The organism is Cutibacterium sp. (genome assembly GCF_030525615.1).
In the GTDB taxonomy this organism is placed as follows: domain Bacteria; phylum Actinomycetota; class Actinomycetes; order Propionibacteriales; family Propionibacteriaceae; genus Cutibacterium.
Genome location: NZ_JAUNEJ010000002.1, coordinates 314661 through 335339, shown reverse-complemented (window position 1 = coordinate 335339; position 20679 = coordinate 314661). Strand labels below are relative to the sequence as shown.

Here is a 20679-nt window from a genome sequence, read left to right as displayed (position 1 = left end):
ACGCCGTGTACGGATATTTCGGCCCCGCAGGCACTTTCACCCATCAAGCCCTCAAGACCCTCGGCCACGTCGACGCCCGCCCTTACGGGACGGTTGGTGCCGCATTGCAGGGGGTTGTCGACGGCGAGGTCGAGGCGTCGTTGGTCCCGATTGAGAATTCTGTCGAGGGTGGGGTGAGTGCGACCCTCGACACCCTGGCCGCCCTGGGTGGTGTGCAAATTGTTCGCGAGGTCGTCATTCCGGTGCAATTCAATCTTTATGCCCGACCCGGGACGACCCTGCCATCGATCCGCAACGTCCTGACCCATCCTCATGCCGCGAACCAGTGTCGAGATTGGCTTGCCGCCAACCTCCCGCCGCACGCCGAAATCACCCAGGGTGGGTCAACAGCCGCTGCGGCGAAGGAGGTGTCTGACCCACGATCGCGTTTTGACGCCGCCGTGTGCGCTGAAGTCGCGGGAACGATGTACGGGTTGACAGCTGTGGCGCGAGAGATCGCTGACAATCCGGATGCTGTCACGAGGTTCATTTTGGTGGCACGAAGTGGTCAAATGATTCCTCGAACAGGGGATGATCGCACCACGGTTGTCGTCGTCCCCCCAAGCGATCATCCGGGTGCTTTGTTGGAAATCCTTCAGCAGTTCTCTTTTCGCAAAATCAACTTGTCGAGAATCGAATCGAGGCCGACCAAGGATCGCCTCGGTGAGTATTGTTTTTCTATCGACGCCATCGGCCACGTCTCGGACGAGAGGATGGCCGCTGCCCTCAAGGGGTTGTACCGGATTAGCCGCGAGGTGATCTTCCTTGGCTCCTACCCAAATGGTTCTACAAGGGGTTTTGCGCCGTCTGATGACCCGGACGTCATTCGTGGTTTCAGGGACGAGGATTACGTGGCTGCGGAGAAGTGGTTTCAACGGACCATCGGAAAATGATGGTGTACACATTATCGGCGCGAGCAGAGGGTAACATATTAATACTATCGAAACGAGGGTGTTGACAAAATTCGATTAACGCAACGAGACCTTTGTGCCGTTCCGAGGGTTCCAGACTTCCGGTGACCAGATCCGCACGCCCTACACCAAGGACAAGGTGAAGGACGCTCCAAACGTCAATCCGGACGGCCACCTTTCTGAGGATGAGACTGACGAGTTGTACCGGTACTACTCCGACGCTTTCACGGCTCATAACGATCCCGCCTCTGACGTAGCCGACAACGGCGTTGCTGGTGGCGTCGTTGGTCAGACCACCGGTGAAACAAAAAGCGCCGATGAGACAACCGACGCCAGGGCAAACCGGGGTGCGGATGGTGACGGTGTCTCTGGTGACCAGATCGCTGGCGTGAAGCCTCAGAGGGCAGCCGATACCGAGCCGCAAACTACTCATAAGTCCCCCATTGCCGAGGATGGCTCCGTTGTTCGTCACGAGGAGCGTCCGACCGTTGACAAGGAGACCGTTGCCGCCGAGAAGATCAAGATCGGCAAGGAAACGACCCAGGACACCCAGACTGTGTCCGGCAAGGTCGCCAAGGAACAGATCGACATCGATCAGGCCAAGCAGCCCAAGAACAAGTGACGTCAACGTCATGAATTGATCGCTTCACAACAACGTCGGCAGGGCCCGGGTGGACATCGCGGATCCTGCCGAGCTTTTTTGCCGTCCACTCCTTGCAGCCTCGACCGGTAGGATCGGCCACATGATCGATCCCAAGCTCCTGCGAACGAATCCGGACGCCGTTCGCCGTTCCCAGGTCGCCCGCGGCGAGGACCCCTCTGTCGTCGACGACATTGTCGCTGCTGATGAGGCCCGCCGGGAGGCCATCGCCGCCCACGAGAACCTGCGTGCTGAACAGAAGGGGCTGGGCAAGCGCATCGCCAAGGCGTCCGGCGACGAGAAAGCCGAGTTACTGGCCCGCACCAAGTCGATCGCCGGGGAGGTCTCCGACCTCAAGAAGGCTGCTGACGAGGCTGACGCCAAGTTCGTCGAGCTGGCCAAGACCCTCGGCAACATCGTCATTGACGGTGTTCCTGCTGGCGGCGAAGACGAGGGCGTCGTCAAGGAGACCATCGGAACGCCTCGGGACTTTGCTGCTGAGGGATTCAAGCCCAAGGACCACCTGGAGATCGGTGAGTCCCTCGGCGCGATCGACATGGAGCGCGGCACCAAGATTTCTGGCTCCCGTTTCTATGTCCTGACCGGTGTCGGTGCCCAGCTTGAGTTCGCCCTGCTCAATCTGGCGATGTCCAAGGCGGCACAGTGGGGATTCACCCCCATGATTCCACCGGCCCTTGTCAAGCCCTCAGCCATGGACGGAACCGGATTCCTCGGCCAGGCCGCCGACGACGTGTACTACCTGCCGAAAGACGACCAATACTTGGTGGGGACGTCGGAGGTTGCCCTGGCGGCTTTCCACTCCGGCGAGATTCTTGACGACGCTGAGCTCCCGAAGCGCTACGTCGCGTTCTCTCCGTGTTACCGACGTGAAGCCGGGTCCTATGGCAAGGACACCCGGGGTATTTTCCGTGTCCATTGGTTCGACAAAGTTGAGATGTTCGTCTACTGCCTGCCTGAGGAGGCCGAAGCGTGGCATGAGAAGCTGCTGAGCTTCGAGAAGGACTTCATCTCGGCCCTGGAGATCCCGTTCCAGGTGCTTGATGTTGCCTCCGGTGACCTGGGTCTGTCGGCTGCTCGTAAGTATGACTGCTATGGCTGGCTGCCGACTCAGAACCGCTACCGCGAGATCACCTCGACGTCGAACTGCACCACCTTCCAGGCCCGTCGCCTCTCCATCCGTCATCGCGGACCCGACGGGGTTGAGCCGCTGGCCACCCTCAACGGCACGCTGTGCGCGATGACCCGCATCATCATCATGTTGCTCGAAAACCACCAGCAGGCTGCTGGTTCGGTGCGCGTGCCTGCGGCACTGCGTCCTTACTTGGGTGGCCGCGAGTTCATCGAGCCGTCCAAGTGAGTGAGGAGCCGTACTACCGGGAACTGCCCGACGGCACCATCAAGCAGGTCAACCCGTTCACGGGCACGAAGGTGTGGACGGTGCCCGGTCGGGGAGCTCGTCCGCTGAGCAAACCGCCGGAACATATCCGGGAACTGACTGAGCATGATCGTCGGGCAGCCTGTGCCTTCTGCCCGGACAATCTGTTGTCGACCCCTCCGGAGAAGACTCGGCTCGTCAAGCGCCCGGGCGGGTTGGTGTGCGACCACGACCTCATGCGGTGTGTCCCTGCGGATCAGCTCAATGCCACTGTTGCGGAGTTCCGACGGGTCCCCAACCTCTTCGAGATCTTGTCGTGGCAGTACTGGCAGCTCAACTGGGGGATGGACCTGCCTCGAGCGTCACGAGAATGGCAGGAAGAATACTTGTCCAATCCGGCGGGGGAAGCCCACGTCCGGTCGGTGCTCAACGCCAAATTCACAGCGATCGGATCCGATCAGCGTGCCGAGGATCTCAACCCTCAAGAGCTGCGGGCGGCCTCTGCGGCGTTTTTTGCTGGTGGACATGACGTCATCATTGCCAAGCGGCACTACACCGACGACGGGACGACGACCGCCGACCTCGCCGGATCGGGGAGTCTGAGCGTCAACGAACATCGGGCGTTCATGGCACTGACCGTCGACTCGATGGTCCAGCTGCACCGTCACAACAAGCACGTTCGCTACGTGGTGGCGTTCCAGAACTGGCTCAAGCCGGCTGGAGCGTCTTTCGATCATCTGCACAAGCAGCTGGTGGCTATTGACGAGGTGGGTGCCGACAACGAATCGGTGCTGCCCAAGGCCGTCCTCGACCCAGATCTTTTCAATCGCTGGGGGCCAGATTTCGCAGTTGAGCATGGCCTGGTGCTGGCCCGCAATGAGGGTGCTGTCATGACGGTAGGGTTCGGGCACCGCTACCCGTCGGTGGAGGTGTGGTCGACCAGTCGAGCCGACCAACCCTGGCGAGTTGATCCTGACGGTATCGACGCCGTTTCCGACCTGTTGCACGCCGCCCACGTCGCCGTCGGTGACGACGTGCCAGCGAACGAGGAGTGGCATTACCGTCCGCTGAGAACCGGTGTGCCGGTGCCGTGGCGAATCATCCTCAAGCTGCGAGTTTCGACATTGGCCGGGTTCGAGGGCGGAACGAAGATCTACGTCAATACCATCTCGCCGGCAACACTGGCGGCTATGTTGTTGCCAAAGCTCTTTGAGGCGCGGGAAGCCGGACGCATTGCGGCTATGGATTTGGGTGAAGAATGCGTCATTCCGCGCGGGGTTTTGGCCTCGACAAAGCTGGGATGACGCTGACGCGTCGTCGTGGCTGTAATTGTCATATCCGTCGTCTGCCCACTTCAGAACCACCGGGCCAGCTCAACTGCCGTGCCGCCGTCGGCAAAACAGGGAGCTACGTCGTCAGCAATGTCCTTGACGAAGTCGGGCGCGTCACCAATAGCGACTCCGCGCCCCGCCCACTGCAACATCTCGATGTCGTTGTTGCCGTCACCGATTGCCAGAACGTCTGTGGGGTTGATTCCTTTGAGACGGCACAGGTCGTCAAGGGCGGAGGCCTTCGTCACACCCTCTGGAGTGATGTCGAGCCACGCCGACCAGCCGATGACATAGGAGACGCTGTGCAGGTCGAGGCTGCTGGCTAGATCACGGAAGGAATCGGCGTAACCGTTCGGGTCACGGATGATGACGCGCGGAGTCGGGCGGGAGCGCAACTGGTTGATCGTCTCAATGTGCAGCTCGCCCTGTAGCTCCCCTGCGGGGAAGAGCTGGTTGAGTCGATATCCGACGCCAACCTCCTCGACCGCGATGAGCGCCTGGGGGTACACGTCCATAACGTGATCGATGATGGGTTGCGGGTCAAAGGTGACTTGTGACTCGATGTCAACGGGGGACATCGTTGCGGTGACAGCTCCGTTGGACACGACGGCGTGTCCCTTTTGCAGGCCGAGAGCTTTATGGACGGGGATCGCCCCGAACAGCCCTCGCCCGGTCGCCAAGACGACGGGAACGTCAACTTTGGAGACCGCCTTACGGACTGAGTCCGGGAGTTCGCCCTTGATGTCGACGAGGGTCCCGTCGATGTCAAGGGCCACCATACGAGGATGAAATGTCATGGTCGACAGCTTGCCACCGTGTGATGAGCACGCGGTGAACAGAATGTGTCTTTCTCAGGCAGCCAACCTGGTTCGCATAGGGTGAGGGCGTCCGGTCACGGATTCGTACGCGGTGGCCAATCTGGTCGTGCTCACCTTTGCGGAAGCCTTGCGGCGCGGGGCCGGCGAGCTGTCGCGAGCCCGCCGCAGATGGCGCTTCACAGTCGACAAGGAGCAGCCGAGACGGTCCGCAATGAAGCTCAACGGCTGGTCAGCGTGGGCTTGGCGGAGTCTGACCACGTCCTGAGTGCACACTTGGTGTCCGCGACCGACAATCCCGGCGAAAGACTCGAAGTCATCGGGACGGATTCGAACCCCTAGGCGGGAGCGAATGCGGGAACGCTGGCGCGGCGTTGTGCCAGCAGCGAATCCAGCGACGTCGTGGTCGAGGATGGCGCTTTCAAGGCATTGCTCAAAGAAAGGGCAGGTGGAACAGGCAGCTCGGGCGCGGGCTTGCAAATGACGTTCCAGACGCTGTTGATCGGGTGTAGCGGCACTGCTGTCACCCTCGAGCAGGGGATGTTGGAAGACCGCTCTGAGGTTGGCGCAGGGCGGGAGGGTGCAATCGTTCGTCCGATTCACGGTGGCTCCTTTCCAATGGGTCAAAGCGGCGTAGTCGGCGTCAGTTGACTGTGATGTTACAAGCGCATTTCAGGTTTTGATTTAACGTTGACAGTGACCAAATAGGATGTCTGAATAGCCTTGTCAGAGTGGTGTACACGTGACCATTTCGGGATTTCCGCTGCTGAGGTGAATCTCATGGGTGAATTCTTGCGCCACACAAATCTGTACGTTTGTACAGGTCGGTATCAACCAATTCGACTTTCGTCTATACCCCGACGCTGCTGAGGGGGTGGCTGGCAGCTGACGCTGGTGTCGCGGACAGTGTTGGGTATTCCGGGGTACTGGGTCTCCCGGGTAGCCGGTTTTCCCAGGGCGCTGGGTCTCCCGCGTAGAAGAACAGGCGTTGTCCCGGTTAGAGTGCCCAGGTGGATGCAGCAACATACATGGCACTCGTACTCGCGCTTGCGGTCGGTGCTCAGTGGCTCGGATGGCGTTTGCGCCTGCCCGCGCTGCTGTTCCTCCTGGTGATCGGTTTCGGACTCGGACAGTGGGTTACCCCCGATGAGATCTTCGGAAAGCAGCTCCTGTTTGATGGTGTGAACCTCTCAGTGGCAATCATCCTCTTCGAAGGGTCACTTGGACTCAAGCTCCGCGAGGTTCGGGACTTGGGAAGACCGATTTTCCGGTTGTGCACCATCACGGCAGGAATCGCGTGGGTTCTCATCACCCTCGCGGCGATGGCATTGGGGTTTGACGGTCGGGTGTCCCTGTTGCTGGGCGCGATACTCATCGTCACGGGTCCGACGGTTATCAACCCGATCCTGCGTCAGCTGAGGCCTACCCGGCGGGTGAGCGCCTTGCTGAGGTGGGAAGGTATTGTCGTCGATCCGTTAGGTGCGATTCTGGCTCTGTTGGTCTACCAGGCCATCAGCAGTATCGACGGGTCCTCGATCGGACAAGGTGTGCTGGACCTGGGGTTGACCCTGCTCGTCGGGTTGATTTTCGCGGCACCAATCGGGTGGGTCGTCACCACCATGATGAGACACCACCTCATCCCGGATTTCCTCCAGGGTGTGATCTTTGTTGGGATCGCCGTCGGTACCTGTGTGGGGGCGAATTCCTTGCGTGAGGAGTCAGGGCTGGTCGCGGTGACGATGCTCGGTATCTACCTCGCCAACCAGCGTCATCTTGAACTTGAACCCGTCATTGAGTTCAAGGAACACCTGCAAGTGCTGTTGGTCGGGGTGCTGTTCATCATGCTGGCCGGGCGAGTGACGCCCTCTCAGATTGTCGATGTTTTGCCTACGGGCCTGATCTTCGTTGCTCTGCTCGTGCTGGTGATTCGGCCGGTGTCGGTGGCATTGGGGCTGAGGCGGACCGAAACGACCCGGCAGGAGCGGATTCTGATGGCCTTTATGGCTCCCCGAGGAATCGTGGCCGCGTCGATCGCGTCGATCTTTGCGATGGAGTTCAGCGAGTCTGCCAGCCACCTCAGGGAGCAGGCCAATGAGATCGCCGAGTCTGACCCCGAGCGGGCAAAACAGCTGTTGTCGTTCGCTGAGCAGATCGCTGGAATGGCGAGCCAGGTCGATCGGCTGGTGCCGCTGGTGTTCCTTGTCATCGTGTGTACCGTGGCGATTTACGGCCTGGGTATAGGACGACTCGCGGAGAAGCTGGGGTTGGCGTCGGCAAGTCCGCGTGGCGTGATGTTTGCCGGGTCACCCTCCTGGAGTATTGACACCGCGAAGACACTGCGCGACCTCGATGTGCCGACGCTCATTGTCACCCGGCGTGCCTATGACCTTTACGCAGCCCGGAAAGCAGGACTCAGGTGTGAGGCTGCGGATTTCTTGTCCGAGTATGCGACCGAGGACATGGACCTCGCGGGGATCGCGTCGATGGTGGCATGTACTCCTGACGATGACACGAATTCCATCGCGTCGGTGCATTATCGGCGCGTCTTAGGGCGGGCGAATGTCTTCCAGCTTGAGCGATTGGATGAAGGTGACGCCGAGGATTCCACCACCGGCACTGCACAGATCCTCAAGGCCAGGACGGCCTTCGATCCACCGACGACCCACTCGGCGATGGACAAGATGTGGCGAACCGGTAAGAGAGTGCGTCGGGTTGAACTGGACGAGAACCGCACCTGGGAACGATTCCGCCAGACCATGCCTGAGGCAGTCGTAATGTTTGTCGTCAAGCCATCGTCGGTAAGTGTTGCGAACGTGGACATGAATGCCCCGAAGAATGGGGACACCATCATCTACCTGGGTGACGAGTGGAAGAAGGAGCCGGAACATGGCCCCGTCGAGGATGAGGAACCGAAGCGTCAAACAATGTCTGTGCCGTCCTCTGAGGAGGCAGTCCGGGACCGCATTGACGCCGATCGCAAGGTGCAAGGTGACAAGGCGGCTGGAGATGGAGTCCGGGCTTCTGGTCCCCCAGGAACCCACCTGGGCCAGGCTGGGCGCGGGTCGGATGGGCGCGCGCCTGAACCCGTTCGACCGCGTTTTGACCGGCTGAGTCCGGGACGACCGTCTCCTATGTCGGCGGACTCGCCGAGCGAATGAGGGGAAGGGCCTGAGGCGGCTGGGCTGTCTTTGGGCTCTTCTCTGAGGGACTGCAGTCGGGTCTCTGCTGCACCGCTCCCCTTGGTCCTGGGCTTCGTAGCCTGGTAATTCGGGTTGTCGGTGGGGGTGCTGCCACGTGGGATAGCAGCAAGCACGGTCATGAACCAGATCACCACCCATGTTGTGAGGTGCTGGCGGTGGCAATCCTGCCGAGCTTTTATCCACAGGGGTTCGAAGCCACCCAGGTTTATCCACAGATCCGAAATTGGGTGACAGAAACCAGTGGTCTCAAACGACAACTGAAAATATGAGGACCCTTCACGATCATCTCAATCACTATGGTGTCGCCCGGATTCACCGCTGGAGCCCGATCCGAGGCCAAGCCGACCGTGCCGTAGCGCGCGGCGACGCTGTCCGTATCCTGCCTGGTGTGGTGGCCGCTACTGGCTTGGCTGATGACCCTCGCACCATCATCCGCGCTCTGGTGCTATGGCACCGCGACATCACCTTCGTTGGGAAAACCGCATTGCTACTGCAAGGTTTGAAAGCCCCTGGCGCCGATCGCTACATGGACCTGAGCCGTATTAACTGTGTGGAGGCGTTTTCCATGACTCGGCGTGTGCACCGGCCCGGAATCCGGGTTCACCGCTGGCATATGCCCCATCGCTACCTCACCGAACGCGATGGTATACGCATGGCCGTTCCCGAGGTCTCGGTACTCATGTTGGCCATCGCCGGTGAATGGGAGTGGGTGTGTGAGGCGCTGCGCCAACGCCTGGTGACCCCTGCCTCTTGTCGCAAGGCCCGTAAGTCGCTGACGCGCCGATACTCCAAATCCGAGGTCGACGCCGCGCTGGCCGACATTGACCTGAACGCCTGGTCTATTCCCGAGTTAGAGGTGAGCCGTATGTTGCGCGCTGTTGGCGTCACCGGCCACAAACCCAACCGAAAAGTGTGGGCCGGAGAGCGCTGCTACTACCTTGACCAAGCTTTCGATGCTGAACATGTCGCGTTGGAGATCGACGGGCGGAGTGTTCATGGCACTAGGGAGGGCTTCGAAGACACCATGATGCGGTCGGCCCACCTCGATCGGCATGGGTGGACCGTGCTTCACGCCACCCCGACCATGGTTCGACGTAATCCTCGGTTCGTGCTGGACTGGTTGGCCTCACATCTTCATCGGCGCCATCGGCCCAAAAACATATATCCCGAGTCCGTGTTGCGCCGCATTATGAACGGTGCCCAAGTCGCCTAGCAGGAGCTCCCCGATACCGCCTCCGGGCACAGCTGCATTTCGGACGTCACCGTGTTCAGCGGTGGCAATACGGGTTATGAATGAATCTGCTGCCACCCCACCCGACGCCCGCGCCAGTCATCCACCACATCACCACAACGAAGGAGGAGTACATGCAAGGTGGTGGGGAGCAGCGATAAGCGCAGGGGACGGCGGAGAGGAAGCGAAGCTAGTGCTAGCGTCGGCGCATTAGCGATCACATGGTCTGCGTTTTCTCAGCACCTTGGCTGTTGCCCACACGATGACTCCAATGATGGCGCTGGAAATACCAGCCAGGAGGAACCCCCACTGCCACCCGTGAGAGTCCATGACGGCGCCGATCAATGGGGCCGCCATGGCTGTGCCGGCGTTGAGGCACGATCCCTGCCATCCGATGATGGTTCCCCGGGAGTCCGGTGGGACTAAGTCGGTGAGCGCGTCGATGGATGACGTAATCGTCGGGGCACAAAAGACGCCGCCCACGAACAGCAGGATGGCCGTCGACGCAGGAGTGCTGGAAATGGCGGGCAGCGCGCTGGTAGAGCCGAGGAAAATCAGGAGAAGTGCCGTGGACGCTCCCCGTGGCAAGGAGCCATACATGACCCCTCCAACGGCCGACCCCAGACCGGAGGCAGCAAGTACCCACCCGATTGCCTCGGGATGACCCATTGACCTCATTGCTGCGACGGTCGTTAGTTCAATACCGCCCAGGCAGAACCCTGCTGCAATGACGGCGAGCAGGATCGACGCCGATCTCGGGGACAACCACGCCATTTTTCGGTTATGAGCGGTTTGACCGACCGGCGCCGCTGACGATGGGTTCTGGGCTGCGGAAGGTGCCGGGCCAGTCTCGGACGGGTCCTTGGTCGCTGGGTTGAGGATCATCAGTCCTGCCGCACCGATGGTTGCGATGAAGCCACATGCGGTAATGGTGATCTGGGTTCCAATGGCCGTCGCTGCGATGATGGCGACGGTCGGGCCGATCATGTAACAAATCTCCACGGTCACCGAGTCCAGCGACAGTACGGCGCGGCGTCGGGAAGCCGGTACTGCCGCCATCAAGACTTGGCGTGGGATTGTGAAGATGGGGTAGTTCCAAAGGCCACCTATGGCGCACAGCGCGAGGAGTGGGAAATACCCTAGCCACGGTGATAATCCCCAGGTAAGCGTCGTAACGATCAGAGAGGGAAACATGGTTCGTCGCAGCCCTCTGCGGTCGACCATGCCGCCTCGCCACGGGCCTGAAATCATCGATGCGACGGTCACCACGGTTGTCACTGCCCCGGCTCGCACATAATCGAGATGTAGTGAGCTGACGACGTGGACACTCATGACGATCCCGAGGCTAAAAATCGGGATCCGTATCAGAGACGACAAGAGGAGGGTTGCCCACACCTCCCGGATGGCAATGACATCCCTATAACCGCGCATTCGAGTAGTCTATAACGATCTGACCATCTCGTGTCGGCTGCGAGTCCGGGAATGGAAAAGGCGGCACAACGTGAGTGCTGCGCGGTTTTTAAGATTGAGCCAGCGGTCCAATTTCTGGCGGATGTTGGAGGTGATCTCACTAGTTTTGGACACGGATAAACTCGGTTTGCATTCTCGCTCCGGTGATAAACAAGAATGCCAGAATCTACCCAAGTAGGGTTGTGAGCACGACGAGGACCTCGCTGGCGTGGGTGTCGTCGCCGCCAACACCAGCCGTGATGACCGTGCCGATCCACATCGCGACTGCGAAGATGGTGGCGAGGAGGCAGAAGATCTTCGCAATCTTCGGTGTCACGTAGTACTCGAACGACGGGTCAAAGAGAGACCTGAGAATCACTTCTCATCAGGCGAGGAGCGGAGGCCCATTTGAAGTTTGTAAGGCTGCGAGGGATAGCTCTCGTATGGTGAGTTTCCACCGGGATTGGTCCAGCCACTTGGGGGTGTCGTGTTAATACTCATTGTCGTCAGTAGGCTACCCGGGGGCCGTGGGAAGAGATCGCACACTGAATATTGGATAACAACGTGGAAAACTCATTCTGGCCGCCCGAGGTTACCCGGGCGGCCAGAATCAACCAGACTTAAGATGTTGCAGATCAGTCGACGCCGAATTCCATTGCCGCAGCGTCAAGAGCCTTCTGGCTGTCGTCATCGTCGGCGTATCCACTTGACGCGATAGCCGCTGCGCCGCCAGCCGCGAGCCGTCCGACGAGATCGGCGTGGTTGGTGAGCTGACCCTGGGCGGAGTAGAGCTCGAGTTTCTCGCGGGTGTCGGCGATGTCGAGGTTGCGCATGGTGAGCTGACCAATACGTTCGGTCGGGCCGAACGCGGCACCTTCGACCCGCTCCATCGACAGCTTTTCAGCGTGGTACGAGAAGTTCGGGCCAGTGGTGTCGAGGATGGAATAGTCCCAACCGCGCCGCAACTTCAGGGTGACCGACCCGGTGATCGCGCTGGCGACCCAATGCGTCAGCGACTCGCGGATCATGAGGGACTGCGGGTCGAGCCAGCGCCCCTCGTAGAGCAGCCGTCCGAGACGACGGCCCTCATTGTGGTAAGTCGCGATGGTGTCCTCGTTGTGAATGGCGTTGACGAGTCGCTCATAGGCGATGTGCAGTAGGGCCATGCCGGGTGCCTCGTAGATACCGCGAGACTTCGCCTCGATGATGCGGTTTTCGATCTGGTCGCTCATACCAAGTCCATGACGGCCGCCGATGGCGTTTGCCTCCAGGACGAGGGCGACTTTGTCGTCGTACTCCTTGCCGTTGATGGCGACAGGCTGTCCCTGTTCGAAAGAGACCGTCACTTCCTCGGCGTCGATCTTGACGTCGGGGTCCCAGAACTTGACTCCCATGATGGGTTCCACGGACTCGATCGAGACATGCAGGGACTCAAGGGTCTTGGCCTCGTGGGTGGCCCCCCAGATGTTGGCGTCGGTCGAGTAAGCCTTCTCTTTGGAGTCGCGGTAAGGCAGGTTGTGGGCGGTGAGCCAAGAACTCATCTCATCACGGCCGCCGAGCTCGGCGACGAACTTTTCGTCAAGCCAAGGCTTGTAAATGCGCAACTGTGGGTTGGCAAGCAGGCCGTAGCGGTAGAACCGCTCGATGTCGTTGCCCTTGTATGTGGAGCCGTCGCCCCAAATAGAGACGCCATCGGCATGCATGGCGCGCACCAGCAGGGTTCCGGCGACAGCGCGACCGATCGGTGTGGTGTTGAAGTAGGGACGTCCGGCGGATCGGACGTTGAAGGCGCCGCATGCGATGGCGCTGAGGCCCTCCTCAACGAGGGAAGCTTTGCAGTCGACAAGTCGAGAGAGCTCGGCACCGTAGTCGAGGGCGCGGCCTGGCACTGACGCGACATCGGGCTCATCGTACTGGCCAATGTCGGCGGTGTAGGTGCACGGGATTGCGCCGTTCTCGCGCATCCATGCGACGGCTACTGAGGTGTCGAGACCTCCGGAGAATGCAATGCCGACACGCTCGCCGGCGGGAAGCTGAGTAATGACCTTGGACACGTTCCTACTCTAGCGCATATATATGCAGTCGTTCAAATGGATATGCGGTCGGGGTTTGGTGGCGATCCGGCCACTGATGTCGGGTGGTGCCACCGTAAGTTGCAGAGCCTGTAGTCATAATCCGGATAACCACGGGGCCGGAGGGAAGCCGCAGTAGGGCAAGGGTGATTTCGCGCCGGGGCCCCGCGAGTCAGTTCTGGCACCTCTCGCTGTTGTGGAAATGGGGTTGCTGGGGTCTTCGGCTGCTACCAGACCTTGCGAGAGGACTCATAAGGAACCGAATCACCACCGCGAATCTGGCGATGAGTGTTTTGTTCAGATGTTTGATGGTCGGGCCAGGGTTGTCGGATGAGGCTGAGGTGCGTCCGGCTATCGCGCACACATACGACCTGCCGCAGCCGAAACCGTGGCAGGTCTTTTGGGAAGAAGGATCAGAGGGTCAGCGCGGCCTTTCCGAGTACCTCGCCGGACTCGAGCTGTGCGTGAGCCTTGCCAGCCTCGGACATGGGGAAGGACGTCACGGGGGCGGGTTTAATGCTGCCGTTGGCATAGAGCGGCCAGGCAATCTCACGAACTCGCTGGCAGATCGCAGCCTTCTCCTCGAGAGGACGTGGGCGGAGGCTGGTTGCGGTGACAAGTGCGCGCTTGTTGAGGAGCTTCCCGATGTTGAGTTCTCCTTTGACGCCGCCCTGCATTCCGATAATGTCGAGACGACCGCCAGTCGCTAGCACATCGACGTTCAGTCCAAGGTACTTTGCGCCCATGACGTCCAGGATGACGTCGACGCCGCGACCGTGGGTGGCTTCCTTGACGCCGGAAACCCAATCCTCGTGATAGTTGAGGGCAACGTCGGCGCCTAGCTTGCGGCAGAACTCCTGTTTCTCGACGGTGCCGCAGGTCGTGATGACCGTGCAGCCGAGTGATTTGGCGTATTGGATGGCAAATTGGCCAATGCCCCCCGCGCCGCCGTGGACGAGGAAGGTTTCACCCTTGGATAGGCCGACGTGGTCCATATTGGAGATCACAGTGGCAGCGACCTCGATGAGGGTTGACGCGGTGACGGGATCAACACCTTCGGGAATGGGGAGAAGCTGACCAGCCGGGACAATGACGTACTCGGCATATCCGCCGCCAGCGAGCAGAGCAACGACCTCGTCACCTTCGGACCAGCCCTCTACATGTGGTCCAAGCGAGGAGACGGTGCCGCTGACTTCCAGACCCATGGTGTCGGTAACGCCTTTGGGTGGCGGGTAGAGCCCCTGGCGCTGCAGGAGATCGCCTCGGTTAATACCGGCTGCTTTTACCTTGACGAGAACCTCGCTTGGGCCCGGCTCGGGGGTGGGGACTTCGGTCCATTCGATGCATTCGGGGCCGGGACGATGACGGCCTTTGGAGTCTGTCTTGTCAGTGGGGCGGACGGTGATGGCATGCATACTTCAAGCCTGCCACACAGCGAGACAGGGTTGGGTTTCGTCACATGACTGGGTGGCCTTGTCCACAGTTTTTGCGGGTTATCCACAGATTTTGAGTGCGAGGGTTCTCACCGGTTGTGTGGGCCTCCAAGATTGTGGCCATGGTGATGAATGGTGAGCATGTCGGACGTTGTAGACGGTGGGTAGCGACGATGGCTGTCTTTGCGGGGATGGTTGTAGGGGTGAGCGGGTGTGGTGGAGGGGGTTCGTCCGGGTCGATGGGCGGGGTGACTCCAGCTGCCAGTGCGTCGACGAGTTCGACTCCGGGGGCGGACAAGTTGAGGTTTGTGAAAGTGTCAGCGACGCCGGTGCCGGGGACGAAGGAAGACGCGCTGTTTTTGGAGGCCAAGAAGGTTTACGAAACGTATTTGGAGCAGGTGTTGCTGTTTGAGCAGAAGGGTGGAGGCGACACTCTGCCTCCCGACATGGCAGACGTCGTTGGTGGGGCTTGGGAGGAGATGATCCAGGAATACTACGTGAAGGTGCACGAGCGTGGTCACGTTGTCAGGCCTGATTCGGCTGACTATGGATCGGTCAGTATTGCTTTGAATGAGGCTAAAGAAGGTCATGCGGTAGCCATTGATTCCTGTGTCGATCAAAGAGGGTGGCAGTTTCTAGATGATTCAGGGGTGGTGGTTGATCACGGGACGTTGAAACGTGATCGGTTTTTCTTCGATCGGATCAGCGGTCAGATGGTGATTGTAGATGGATTCTCGGAAAGAGTAGAAAAATGCGAGGGTTGACGGTTGCTGTAGTGGCGCTGATTGCAGCGCAAAGTGTTGGGATGCAGCAGACAGGAGGAAAGATGCCTTCTGAGGGCCCCGTTGATAATGAAAGCACCGGTGTTATCAATATTAATAAGCGTATCGGTGGTTCTCATCGAAAGCCGGGTGTCGGTTTTGATCGGGGAGCCAAGCATGGTGCCCCGGGTAGCAGGGACTCTCATCATAAGCGTCATCGTTCTCGTGGTGCCGATGATGGTGGTGGTGCCTCGTCTGAGCCTGGGAAGCGGTGGGGACCTTATGATGATTCGCCGGTTGTTGTGGTGAATCGGATCCCGTATTGGGTTGGGTATAGCGATCCGGGGGAAGAGTCTCAATCCGGTCGTCGTTCTGCGCGTGGTAAAAATACAGGTCCGTCGGCTGAACAGGTGAGGGATTGGTCGGTTGATATTGCGGCGAATATTCAGTTGCCGAAACCTGTTATCGAGGTTGAGCCGCGTCCTTCGGCTAATAAGTGGAATATTACGGCGGTGGGGCAGCCGTTATGGTTTCATAATCCGGGGGTTGGGCATCGTCGAGCGAGTAATTCTTCCCATGGGATTGTGGTGTCTCTTGACGCACATCGGGTGAAGACTATCTATGACACGGGGGAGAAGGTTATTCGGTGCACGCATTCGACTCCTCGTCCTGCCAGTGCTGATCCGCGCGCTGAGTCCCCTGATTGCGGGTATGTGTATCAGCATCCTGGGGAGTACACCCTTGGTATGACGGAGGTGTGGACAGTGGGGTGGCGTGCGGGTGACCAGTCTGGTGAGATTGTGACGACACGGTCAGCGTCGAAACCATTCAAAGTTAACGAGCTTGTGGGATTGCTGACCAAACCCGGACAACAATAAGCCGAAGCGTCCGGGGTTTTGTTCCTAGGTGTAGTTGCGCATGACGTTGCGTACGCCTGTGAGTAGTAGTCAGCGGCGGCTGGTCTGGGGCAGGTGTGTGGGGGCGGTGGTAGGTACAGGGACCCCACTCTTGCCCAAGACGATGAATAACATTGGTGAATCTTGGCTAAGATGTGACCCACCGGGCTGAGTCCGGTTGGCGAGATCGCATAGTGGACGAGTGCAGCCGCCTTGAAAGCGGCCGAGGGAAACCTCCGTGGGTTCGAATCCCACTCTCGCCGCCATGAGGGTCCGCCCCTCACACCTGGTCAGGGGCCAAGCCCTTAGAACATCAGTTCTTCACAACATCAGTTTTGCGACGACGGGAGATTGGGATGGCCAAGAAGGACCTCGCGGATCTTCCGCCCGGCACGACCCGACACGTCATGTCGCCGGAGCCTCCAATCCGTGGATTCGTCTTGGCCGGCATTCTGTCGATCGTCGGTGCCGTCCTCATGGTCATCAGCATTGCCAACAGCTGGCATGAAGTCGTGACCATTGTGGGTATCGCCGTTCTGGCGTGCGGCATTGCCCTTGCCATCACCGCCGCCTGGTCAATGGCTCACATGAAGCTGTATGTCGACCTTGACGACAAGGGCTACCACATCCATGGCGCTGGACAGGACCGTCGTGGCACCTGGGACAAGGTAACCAAAGCGGCGCTTACGGAGTCGCGTTCCCGTCTCACCCTCTACCACGGCCAAGTCGGACGTACTCACATCGTTCGTCCAGGCGTCGGGGATCCCAAGGAGATGGACGACCTGGCCGTCGACGTCGCACACCGCCTGGATAAGTCGCGCGGTTACCGGCAAAACATCTGAAGACCAGTCAGTAAGGCCGTGGCGTCCAGAAAGCAGTTGTGGACGTCGCGGCCTTCTGCATGGGCATGTGTTCTGGCCTTTCGGTGAATAGCCCTGGACAATGACCGATAGCCCCGGACAATGAATGTGGCCGGACCGTGTGATACACGGCCCGGCCACATCTCAGCGCTGGTTTTCACACCAACTGCGTATCAGCTCTTTTCAGGTTGACCAGCGTCTGTTGTCTGAGCTGCCTCTGGCAGCTTGGTTGGGCGAGCTTTCACCCACACCAAGAACGCTGCTCCGGCAACGAGCAGGCAGATCCCCGCCCACACGTTGGCCCGGGCGTCAGCGTCCATCACCAAACCAGCAATCGTCAAGATGATTCCGTAGATGGCAAGCAATCCACCAATGGCGGTGCGAATATCCATCGCGCGGGCGACCTTGCGATTAGTGCTATCGACTTTGGAAGTTTCCTTCGACATGACAACCTCCTCAGAAAATGATGTTCAGAACGACGGTGACGGCAAGCACGATCATGCCGAGCGGAACAGTCCGGCGATACCACGGGAGGGTCTTCTCGTGTGGATCGATGAGGTGTTCTTTTGGCGTCTCCGAATACACCAAGCCGACAAGTTCCGTCGCCGGTTTCGGCGCTGTGAACAGCGAAACCACAACACTGACGAGGATGTCGACGACGAATCCGGCCAAGGCAGCCAGGAACGCAGTGCCCTGACCCGGCAAGGTGTACACACCAGCCATGCTCAAAGCCCATACCACCACGGCGCTGAGGGTACCGGCGACCAGTCCCGACCAGCCGGCGTGAGGTGTCGACTTCTTCCAGAACATACCGAGGATGAACGTCGCGAACAGCGGGGCGTTGAAGAAACCAAACAGCGTCTGCAGGTAGTCCATGATGTTGGAGAAACCGGACGCCATAACTGCGGTTCCAATAGCGATGATCGTCGCGATGATCGTGGCGATTCGGCCGACCTTGACGTAGTAATCGTCAGACTTGCCCTTGATGACGTAGCGCTCCCAGATATCGACGCTGAACACGGTGTTGAACGCCGACACGTTTGCGGCCATACCGGCCATGAACGCTGCCAGCAGGCCCGTGATTGCCAAGCCCGTCAGGCCGGTCGGCAACAGGTCACGAATGAGGAACAGCACCGAGTCGTTGTACTGGACCAAGTTGCCCGATGCACCACCGGCGACCTCTTCGCCTGCCTTGGTGCGAGCGATCTCCGGCACGAGCACTGCGGCCAACATACCGGGAAGAACGGTGAGGAAGGGCACCAGCATCTTCGGGAAAGCGCCGATGATCGGGGTCTTGCGCGAAGACGACAATGAATCGGACGCCATGGCGCGCTGCACCTCGACGAAGTTCGTCGTCCAGTAACCGAAGGACAGTACGAATCCGAGGCCAAAGACGATGCCGAGGACCGACAGCACCGGGTTGTCAAATCCCGACAGCGCCTGACCAGGCCACGAGTGCAACTGCTGAGCAGCGGGGGCGATGGTGTCAGGATGGGCATTCGCTGCTTCGGTGATCTTCGCCTTGAGGCCATTCCATCCGCCGACACGGTGCAGGCCGATGATGACCAGTGGTAGCAGGGAGGCGACGATGACGAAGAACTGCAGCACCTCGTTGTAAATGGCTGCCGACAGACCACCAAGGGTGATGTACACCAGCACGATGACTGCAGCAACGATGAGGGCGACCCACAGCGGCCATCCCAGCAGCGCGTGGACGATGGTTCCCAGCAGGTACAGGTTGACACCGGCGATGAGCAGCTGGGCGAGCGCGAAGGAGATCGCGTTGACCAAGTGAGCAGCTGGCCCGAATCGTTTGAGCATGAACTCCGGCACTGAGCGCACGCCAGAGCCGTAGTAGAACGGCATCATGACGATGCCGAGGAAGATCATTGCCGGGATGGCACCGATCCAGAAGTAGTGAACGGCCGGGACGCCCATCTGCGCGCCGTTGGCCGACTGACCCATGATCTCCACGGCACCAAGGTTGGCTGACACGAATGCCAACCCCGTTACCCAACCAGGCAAGCTTCGCCCGGACAGGAAGAAGTCAAGGGACCCGGACACGTGACGTTTGGCGGCCAGGCCGATTCCAAGAACGAACAAGAAGTAGATGAGCAGGATCACATAATCAATGAATCCCGCATTGATAAGTGTCTCTAACGGCATAGTGTAGGGTGGTCCTTTCTGTCGTTACGAGGGCGGTGATGGCATTGTCGGCATCGCTCTCGGGAATCATAGGCCCCCGGTTTGGTAGGTCCACATCCCGACCCGCTATTTTGGACTATGTAAACATTTTCAGTGAGCGAAGAACCCTGCAGTTGTGGTCAACCGGCGTACGGTCAGTGCTCACTGACAGGGATTCTTGACAGGCAAAGGAGCCACTGATGTCGCAGACAACCGACGCCTTCTCAACGGATGACGACACCCCCACGATCGGCACGGCATGGTCGGCTGAGGATGGTGCGGCTCGCGCTCGAGGACTCTTCGCCGAGCACATTGGCGGCACTCCGGACGGAGTCTGGGCCGCCCCAGGACGGGTCAATGTCATCGGCGAGCACACCGACTACAACAACGGTTTCTGCCTGCCCATCGCCCTGCCTCATCGTACCTACGTCGCCGCTCGACGCCGTGACGACGACAAGGTCGTCCTTTTTTCCCAGCTCGGTGACACTGTCCTCTCCTGGGAAGGAACCCTCGACGAGATTGCTCCGGGGTCCGTCAATGGCTGGCAGGCCTATACCGCCGGTGTCGCATGGGCCCTGCGTGAAGCCGGTCACAAGATCGGCGGATTCGAAGCCGCTCTGGCGACCTGTGTCCCGCTGGGTGCGGGGCTGTCCTCCTCGGCGGCCGTGGAGTGCGGCGTCGGGCTGGCTATCGCCGACCTGTATGACCTTGGAATGTCCGACTCCGACGCCGGTCGCGCCGATCTCGTCAATGCCGCTCGCGCTGCAGAGAACGACGTCGCCGGAGCCCCAACTGGAGGCCTGGACCAGACGGCCTCCCTGCGCACCACTGAGGGCCACGCCCTCCTCCTCGACTGCGACGACTGGTCCGTCCGTCAAGTTCCCTTCGACCTTGCGGCTTCCGGACTGGAGCTCCTCGTCATCGACACCCGAGCCGCACACAGTCTTGTGGACGGTCAGTATGAGGCCCGCCGCCGTGCCTGCGAGAACGCATCCCGTATCCTCGGCGTCGCCAGTTTGCGCGAGGTTGGCGACCTCGGTGCCGCTTTGGCGGCTCTCGATGACGAGGAGATGACCAAGCGTGTGCGTCACGTAGTGACCGAAAATGACCGCGTGACCCAGTTCGTCGAGCTCGTCGACGCCGGACGTATCCGCGAGGTGGGGCCACTGATGAACGCCTCCCACGACTCTCTGCGTGACGACTACGAGGTCACCTGCCCGGAGCTTGACACCGCAGTCGATGCGGCCCGCGCGGCCGGAGCCCTTGGCGCGCGGATGACTGGTGGCGGGTTCGGTGGATGTGCCATCGCGCTGGTTGATCGCGACGTTCGCAACCAGGTCGCCACGCAGGTCGTCAAGGCTTTCCGCGATGCCGGGTTCACCCATCCTGACCTCTATGTCGTCACTCCTGGGCCTGCTGCCAGCCGAGTGCAGTGACGAATGTGAAGGCTCTCGTCCAGCG

The 20679-nt window shown here is 60.0% G+C and carries 18 protein-coding genes and 1 tRNA gene; 11 read left to right on the top strand and 8 right to left on the bottom strand.

Annotated features, from left to right (window positions below; all coding sequences use genetic code 11):
* Positions 1-5 precede the first annotated feature (5 nt).
* From pheA to Q4B98_RS05280, 4 genes are all read left to right on the top strand, one after another.
* Entirely contained in the window at positions 6-932 is a 927-nt protein-coding gene (gene pheA / locus Q4B98_RS05295) for a prephenate dehydratase (protein ID WP_303196042.1), read from the top strand.
* A 94-nt stretch (positions 933-1026) separates the two neighbouring features.
* Positions 1027-1572, top strand: coding sequence for a DUF2382 domain-containing protein (locus Q4B98_RS05290; protein ID WP_303196041.1), 546 nt, complete (start codon positions 1027-1029; stop codon positions 1570-1572).
* 121 nt (positions 1573-1693) lie between these two features.
* The gene (serS, locus tag Q4B98_RS05285; RefSeq protein ID WP_303196040.1) at positions 1694-2968 is read left to right on the top strand and encodes a serine--tRNA ligase; all 1275 of its coding nucleotides are present in this window, start codon (positions 1694-1696) and stop codon (positions 2966-2968) included.
* Complete coding sequence (locus Q4B98_RS05280; protein ID WP_303196039.1) at positions 2965-4290, top strand: DUF4921 family protein; 1326 nt, start codon at positions 2965-2967, stop codon at positions 4288-4290. Before serS ends, Q4B98_RS05280 begins: the two co-directional genes overlap by 4 nt.
* A gap of 50 nt (positions 4291-4340) precedes the next feature.
* On the opposite strand, the gene Q4B98_RS05275 is transcribed toward Q4B98_RS05280, so the two are convergent.
* On the bottom strand, positions 4341-5096 hold the full coding sequence (locus Q4B98_RS05275; RefSeq protein WP_303196142.1) for an HAD family hydrolase: 756 nt from the start codon (positions 5094-5096) through the stop codon (positions 4341-4343).
* A gap of 72 nt (positions 5097-5168) precedes the next feature.
* Positions 5169-5735 carry a WhiB family transcriptional regulator gene (locus Q4B98_RS05270; RefSeq protein ID WP_303196038.1) on the bottom strand — a complete coding sequence of 189 codons (567 nt, stop codon included), beginning with the start codon at positions 5733-5735 and terminating at the stop codon, positions 5169-5171.
* A gap of 425 nt (positions 5736-6160) precedes the next feature.
* Between Q4B98_RS05270 and Q4B98_RS05265 the strand changes: the two genes are divergently transcribed.
* On the top strand, positions 6161-8290 hold the full coding sequence (locus Q4B98_RS05265) for a sodium:proton antiporter (RefSeq protein WP_303196141.1): 2130 nt from the start codon (positions 6161-6163) through the stop codon (positions 8288-8290).
* A 307-nt stretch (positions 8291-8597) separates the two neighbouring features.
* Positions 8598-9545: an endonuclease domain-containing protein gene (locus Q4B98_RS05260; protein ID WP_303196037.1), complete on the top strand. Its 948-nt coding sequence runs from the start codon at positions 8598-8600 to the stop codon at positions 9543-9545.
* Positions 9546-9773: 228 nt separating this feature from the next.
* Here Q4B98_RS05260 and Q4B98_RS05255 read toward each other — a convergent pair whose 3' ends face one another.
* The 4 genes from Q4B98_RS05255 to Q4B98_RS05240 all read right to left on the bottom strand — a co-directional run bounded on the left by Q4B98_RS05255 (position 9774) and on the right by Q4B98_RS05240 (position 14499).
* Positions 9774-10994, bottom strand: a complete 1221-nt coding sequence (locus Q4B98_RS05255; RefSeq protein WP_303196036.1) for an MFS transporter — start codon at positions 10992-10994, stop codon at positions 9774-9776.
* Between the two features lie 205 nt (positions 10995-11199).
* Positions 11200-11391, bottom strand: a complete 192-nt coding sequence (locus Q4B98_RS05250; protein WP_303196035.1) for a hypothetical protein — start codon at positions 11389-11391, stop codon at positions 11200-11202.
* A 256-nt stretch (positions 11392-11647) separates the two neighbouring features.
* Positions 11648-13066 carry an argininosuccinate synthase gene (argG, locus tag Q4B98_RS05245; protein WP_303196034.1) on the bottom strand — a complete coding sequence of 473 codons (1419 nt, stop codon included), beginning with the start codon at positions 13064-13066 and terminating at the stop codon, positions 11648-11650.
* A 431-nt stretch (positions 13067-13497) separates the two neighbouring features.
* Positions 13498-14499 (bottom strand): NAD(P)H-quinone oxidoreductase, encoded by a 1002-nt coding sequence (locus Q4B98_RS05240; protein ID WP_303196033.1) that lies wholly within the window; start codon positions 14497-14499, stop codon positions 13498-13500.
* 332 nt (positions 14500-14831) lie between these two features.
* On the opposite strand from Q4B98_RS05240, the gene Q4B98_RS05235 reads away from it, so the two are divergent.
* From Q4B98_RS05235 to Q4B98_RS05220, 4 genes are all read left to right on the top strand, one after another.
* Entirely contained in the window at positions 14832-15281 is a 450-nt protein-coding gene (locus tag Q4B98_RS05235; protein ID WP_303196032.1) for a hypothetical protein, read from the top strand.
* Positions 15282-15688: 407 nt separating this feature from the next.
* Positions 15689-16156, top strand: a complete 468-nt coding sequence (locus Q4B98_RS05230; protein ID WP_303196140.1) for a hypothetical protein — start codon at positions 15689-15691, stop codon at positions 16154-16156.
* 198 nt (positions 16157-16354) lie between these two features.
* A tRNA-Ser gene (locus tag Q4B98_RS05225) sits at positions 16355-16440 on the top strand.
* A gap of 84 nt (positions 16441-16524) precedes the next feature.
* On the top strand, positions 16525-17016 hold the full coding sequence (locus tag Q4B98_RS05220) for a hypothetical protein (RefSeq protein WP_303196139.1): 492 nt from the start codon (positions 16525-16527) through the stop codon (positions 17014-17016).
* Positions 17017-17207: 191 nt separating this feature from the next.
* On the opposite strand, the gene Q4B98_RS05215 is transcribed toward Q4B98_RS05220, so the two are convergent.
* The gene (locus tag Q4B98_RS05215) at positions 17208-17426 is read right to left on the bottom strand and encodes a hypothetical protein (protein WP_303196138.1); all 219 of its coding nucleotides are present in this window, start codon (positions 17424-17426) and stop codon (positions 17208-17210) included.
* 64 nt (positions 17427-17490) lie between these two features.
* Entirely contained in the window at positions 17491-19200 is a 1710-nt protein-coding gene (locus tag Q4B98_RS05210) for a sodium:solute symporter family protein (RefSeq protein ID WP_303196031.1), read from the bottom strand.
* Positions 19201-19418: 218 nt separating this feature from the next.
* Between Q4B98_RS05210 and galK the strand changes: the two genes are divergently transcribed.
* A complete protein-coding gene (gene galK / locus Q4B98_RS05205; RefSeq protein WP_303196030.1) occupies positions 19419-20654 on the top strand; it encodes a galactokinase in 1236 nt (411 codons plus the stop codon).
* Positions 20655-20679: the final 25 nt, after the last annotated feature.

Bases quoted from the DNA above. Each gene is read 5' to 3' on its own strand.
- serS (WP_303196040.1), top strand. From the start codon at position 1,694: ATGATCGATCCCAAGCTCCTGCGAACGAATCCGGACGCCGTTCGCCGT.
- Q4B98_RS05275 (WP_303196142.1), bottom strand. From the start codon at position 5,096: ATGGTGGCCCTTGACATCGACGGGACCCTCGTCGACATCAAGGGCGAA.
- Q4B98_RS05265 (WP_303196141.1), top strand. From the start codon at position 6,161: ATGGCACTCGTACTCGCGCTTGCGGTCGGTGCTCAGTGGCTCGGATGG.
- Q4B98_RS05260 (WP_303196037.1), top strand. From the start codon at position 8,598: ATGAGGACCCTTCACGATCATCTCAATCACTATGGTGTCGCCCGGATT.
- Q4B98_RS05255 (WP_303196036.1), bottom strand. From the start codon at position 10,994: ATGCGCGGTTATAGGGATGTCATTGCCATCCGGGAGGTGTGGGCAACC.
- Q4B98_RS05240 (WP_303196033.1), bottom strand. From the start codon at position 14,499: ATGCATGCCATCACCGTCCGCCCCACTGACAAGACAGACTCCAAAGGC.
- Q4B98_RS05215 (WP_303196138.1), bottom strand. From the start codon at position 17,426: ATGGATATTCGCACCGCCATTGGTGGATTGCTTGCCATCTACGGAATC.
- Q4B98_RS05210 (WP_303196031.1), bottom strand. From the start codon at position 19,200: ATGCCGTTAGAGACACTTATCAATGCGGGATTCATTGATTATGTGATC.
- galK (WP_303196030.1), top strand. From the start codon at position 19,419: ATGTCGCAGACAACCGACGCCTTCTCAACGGATGACGACACCCCCACG.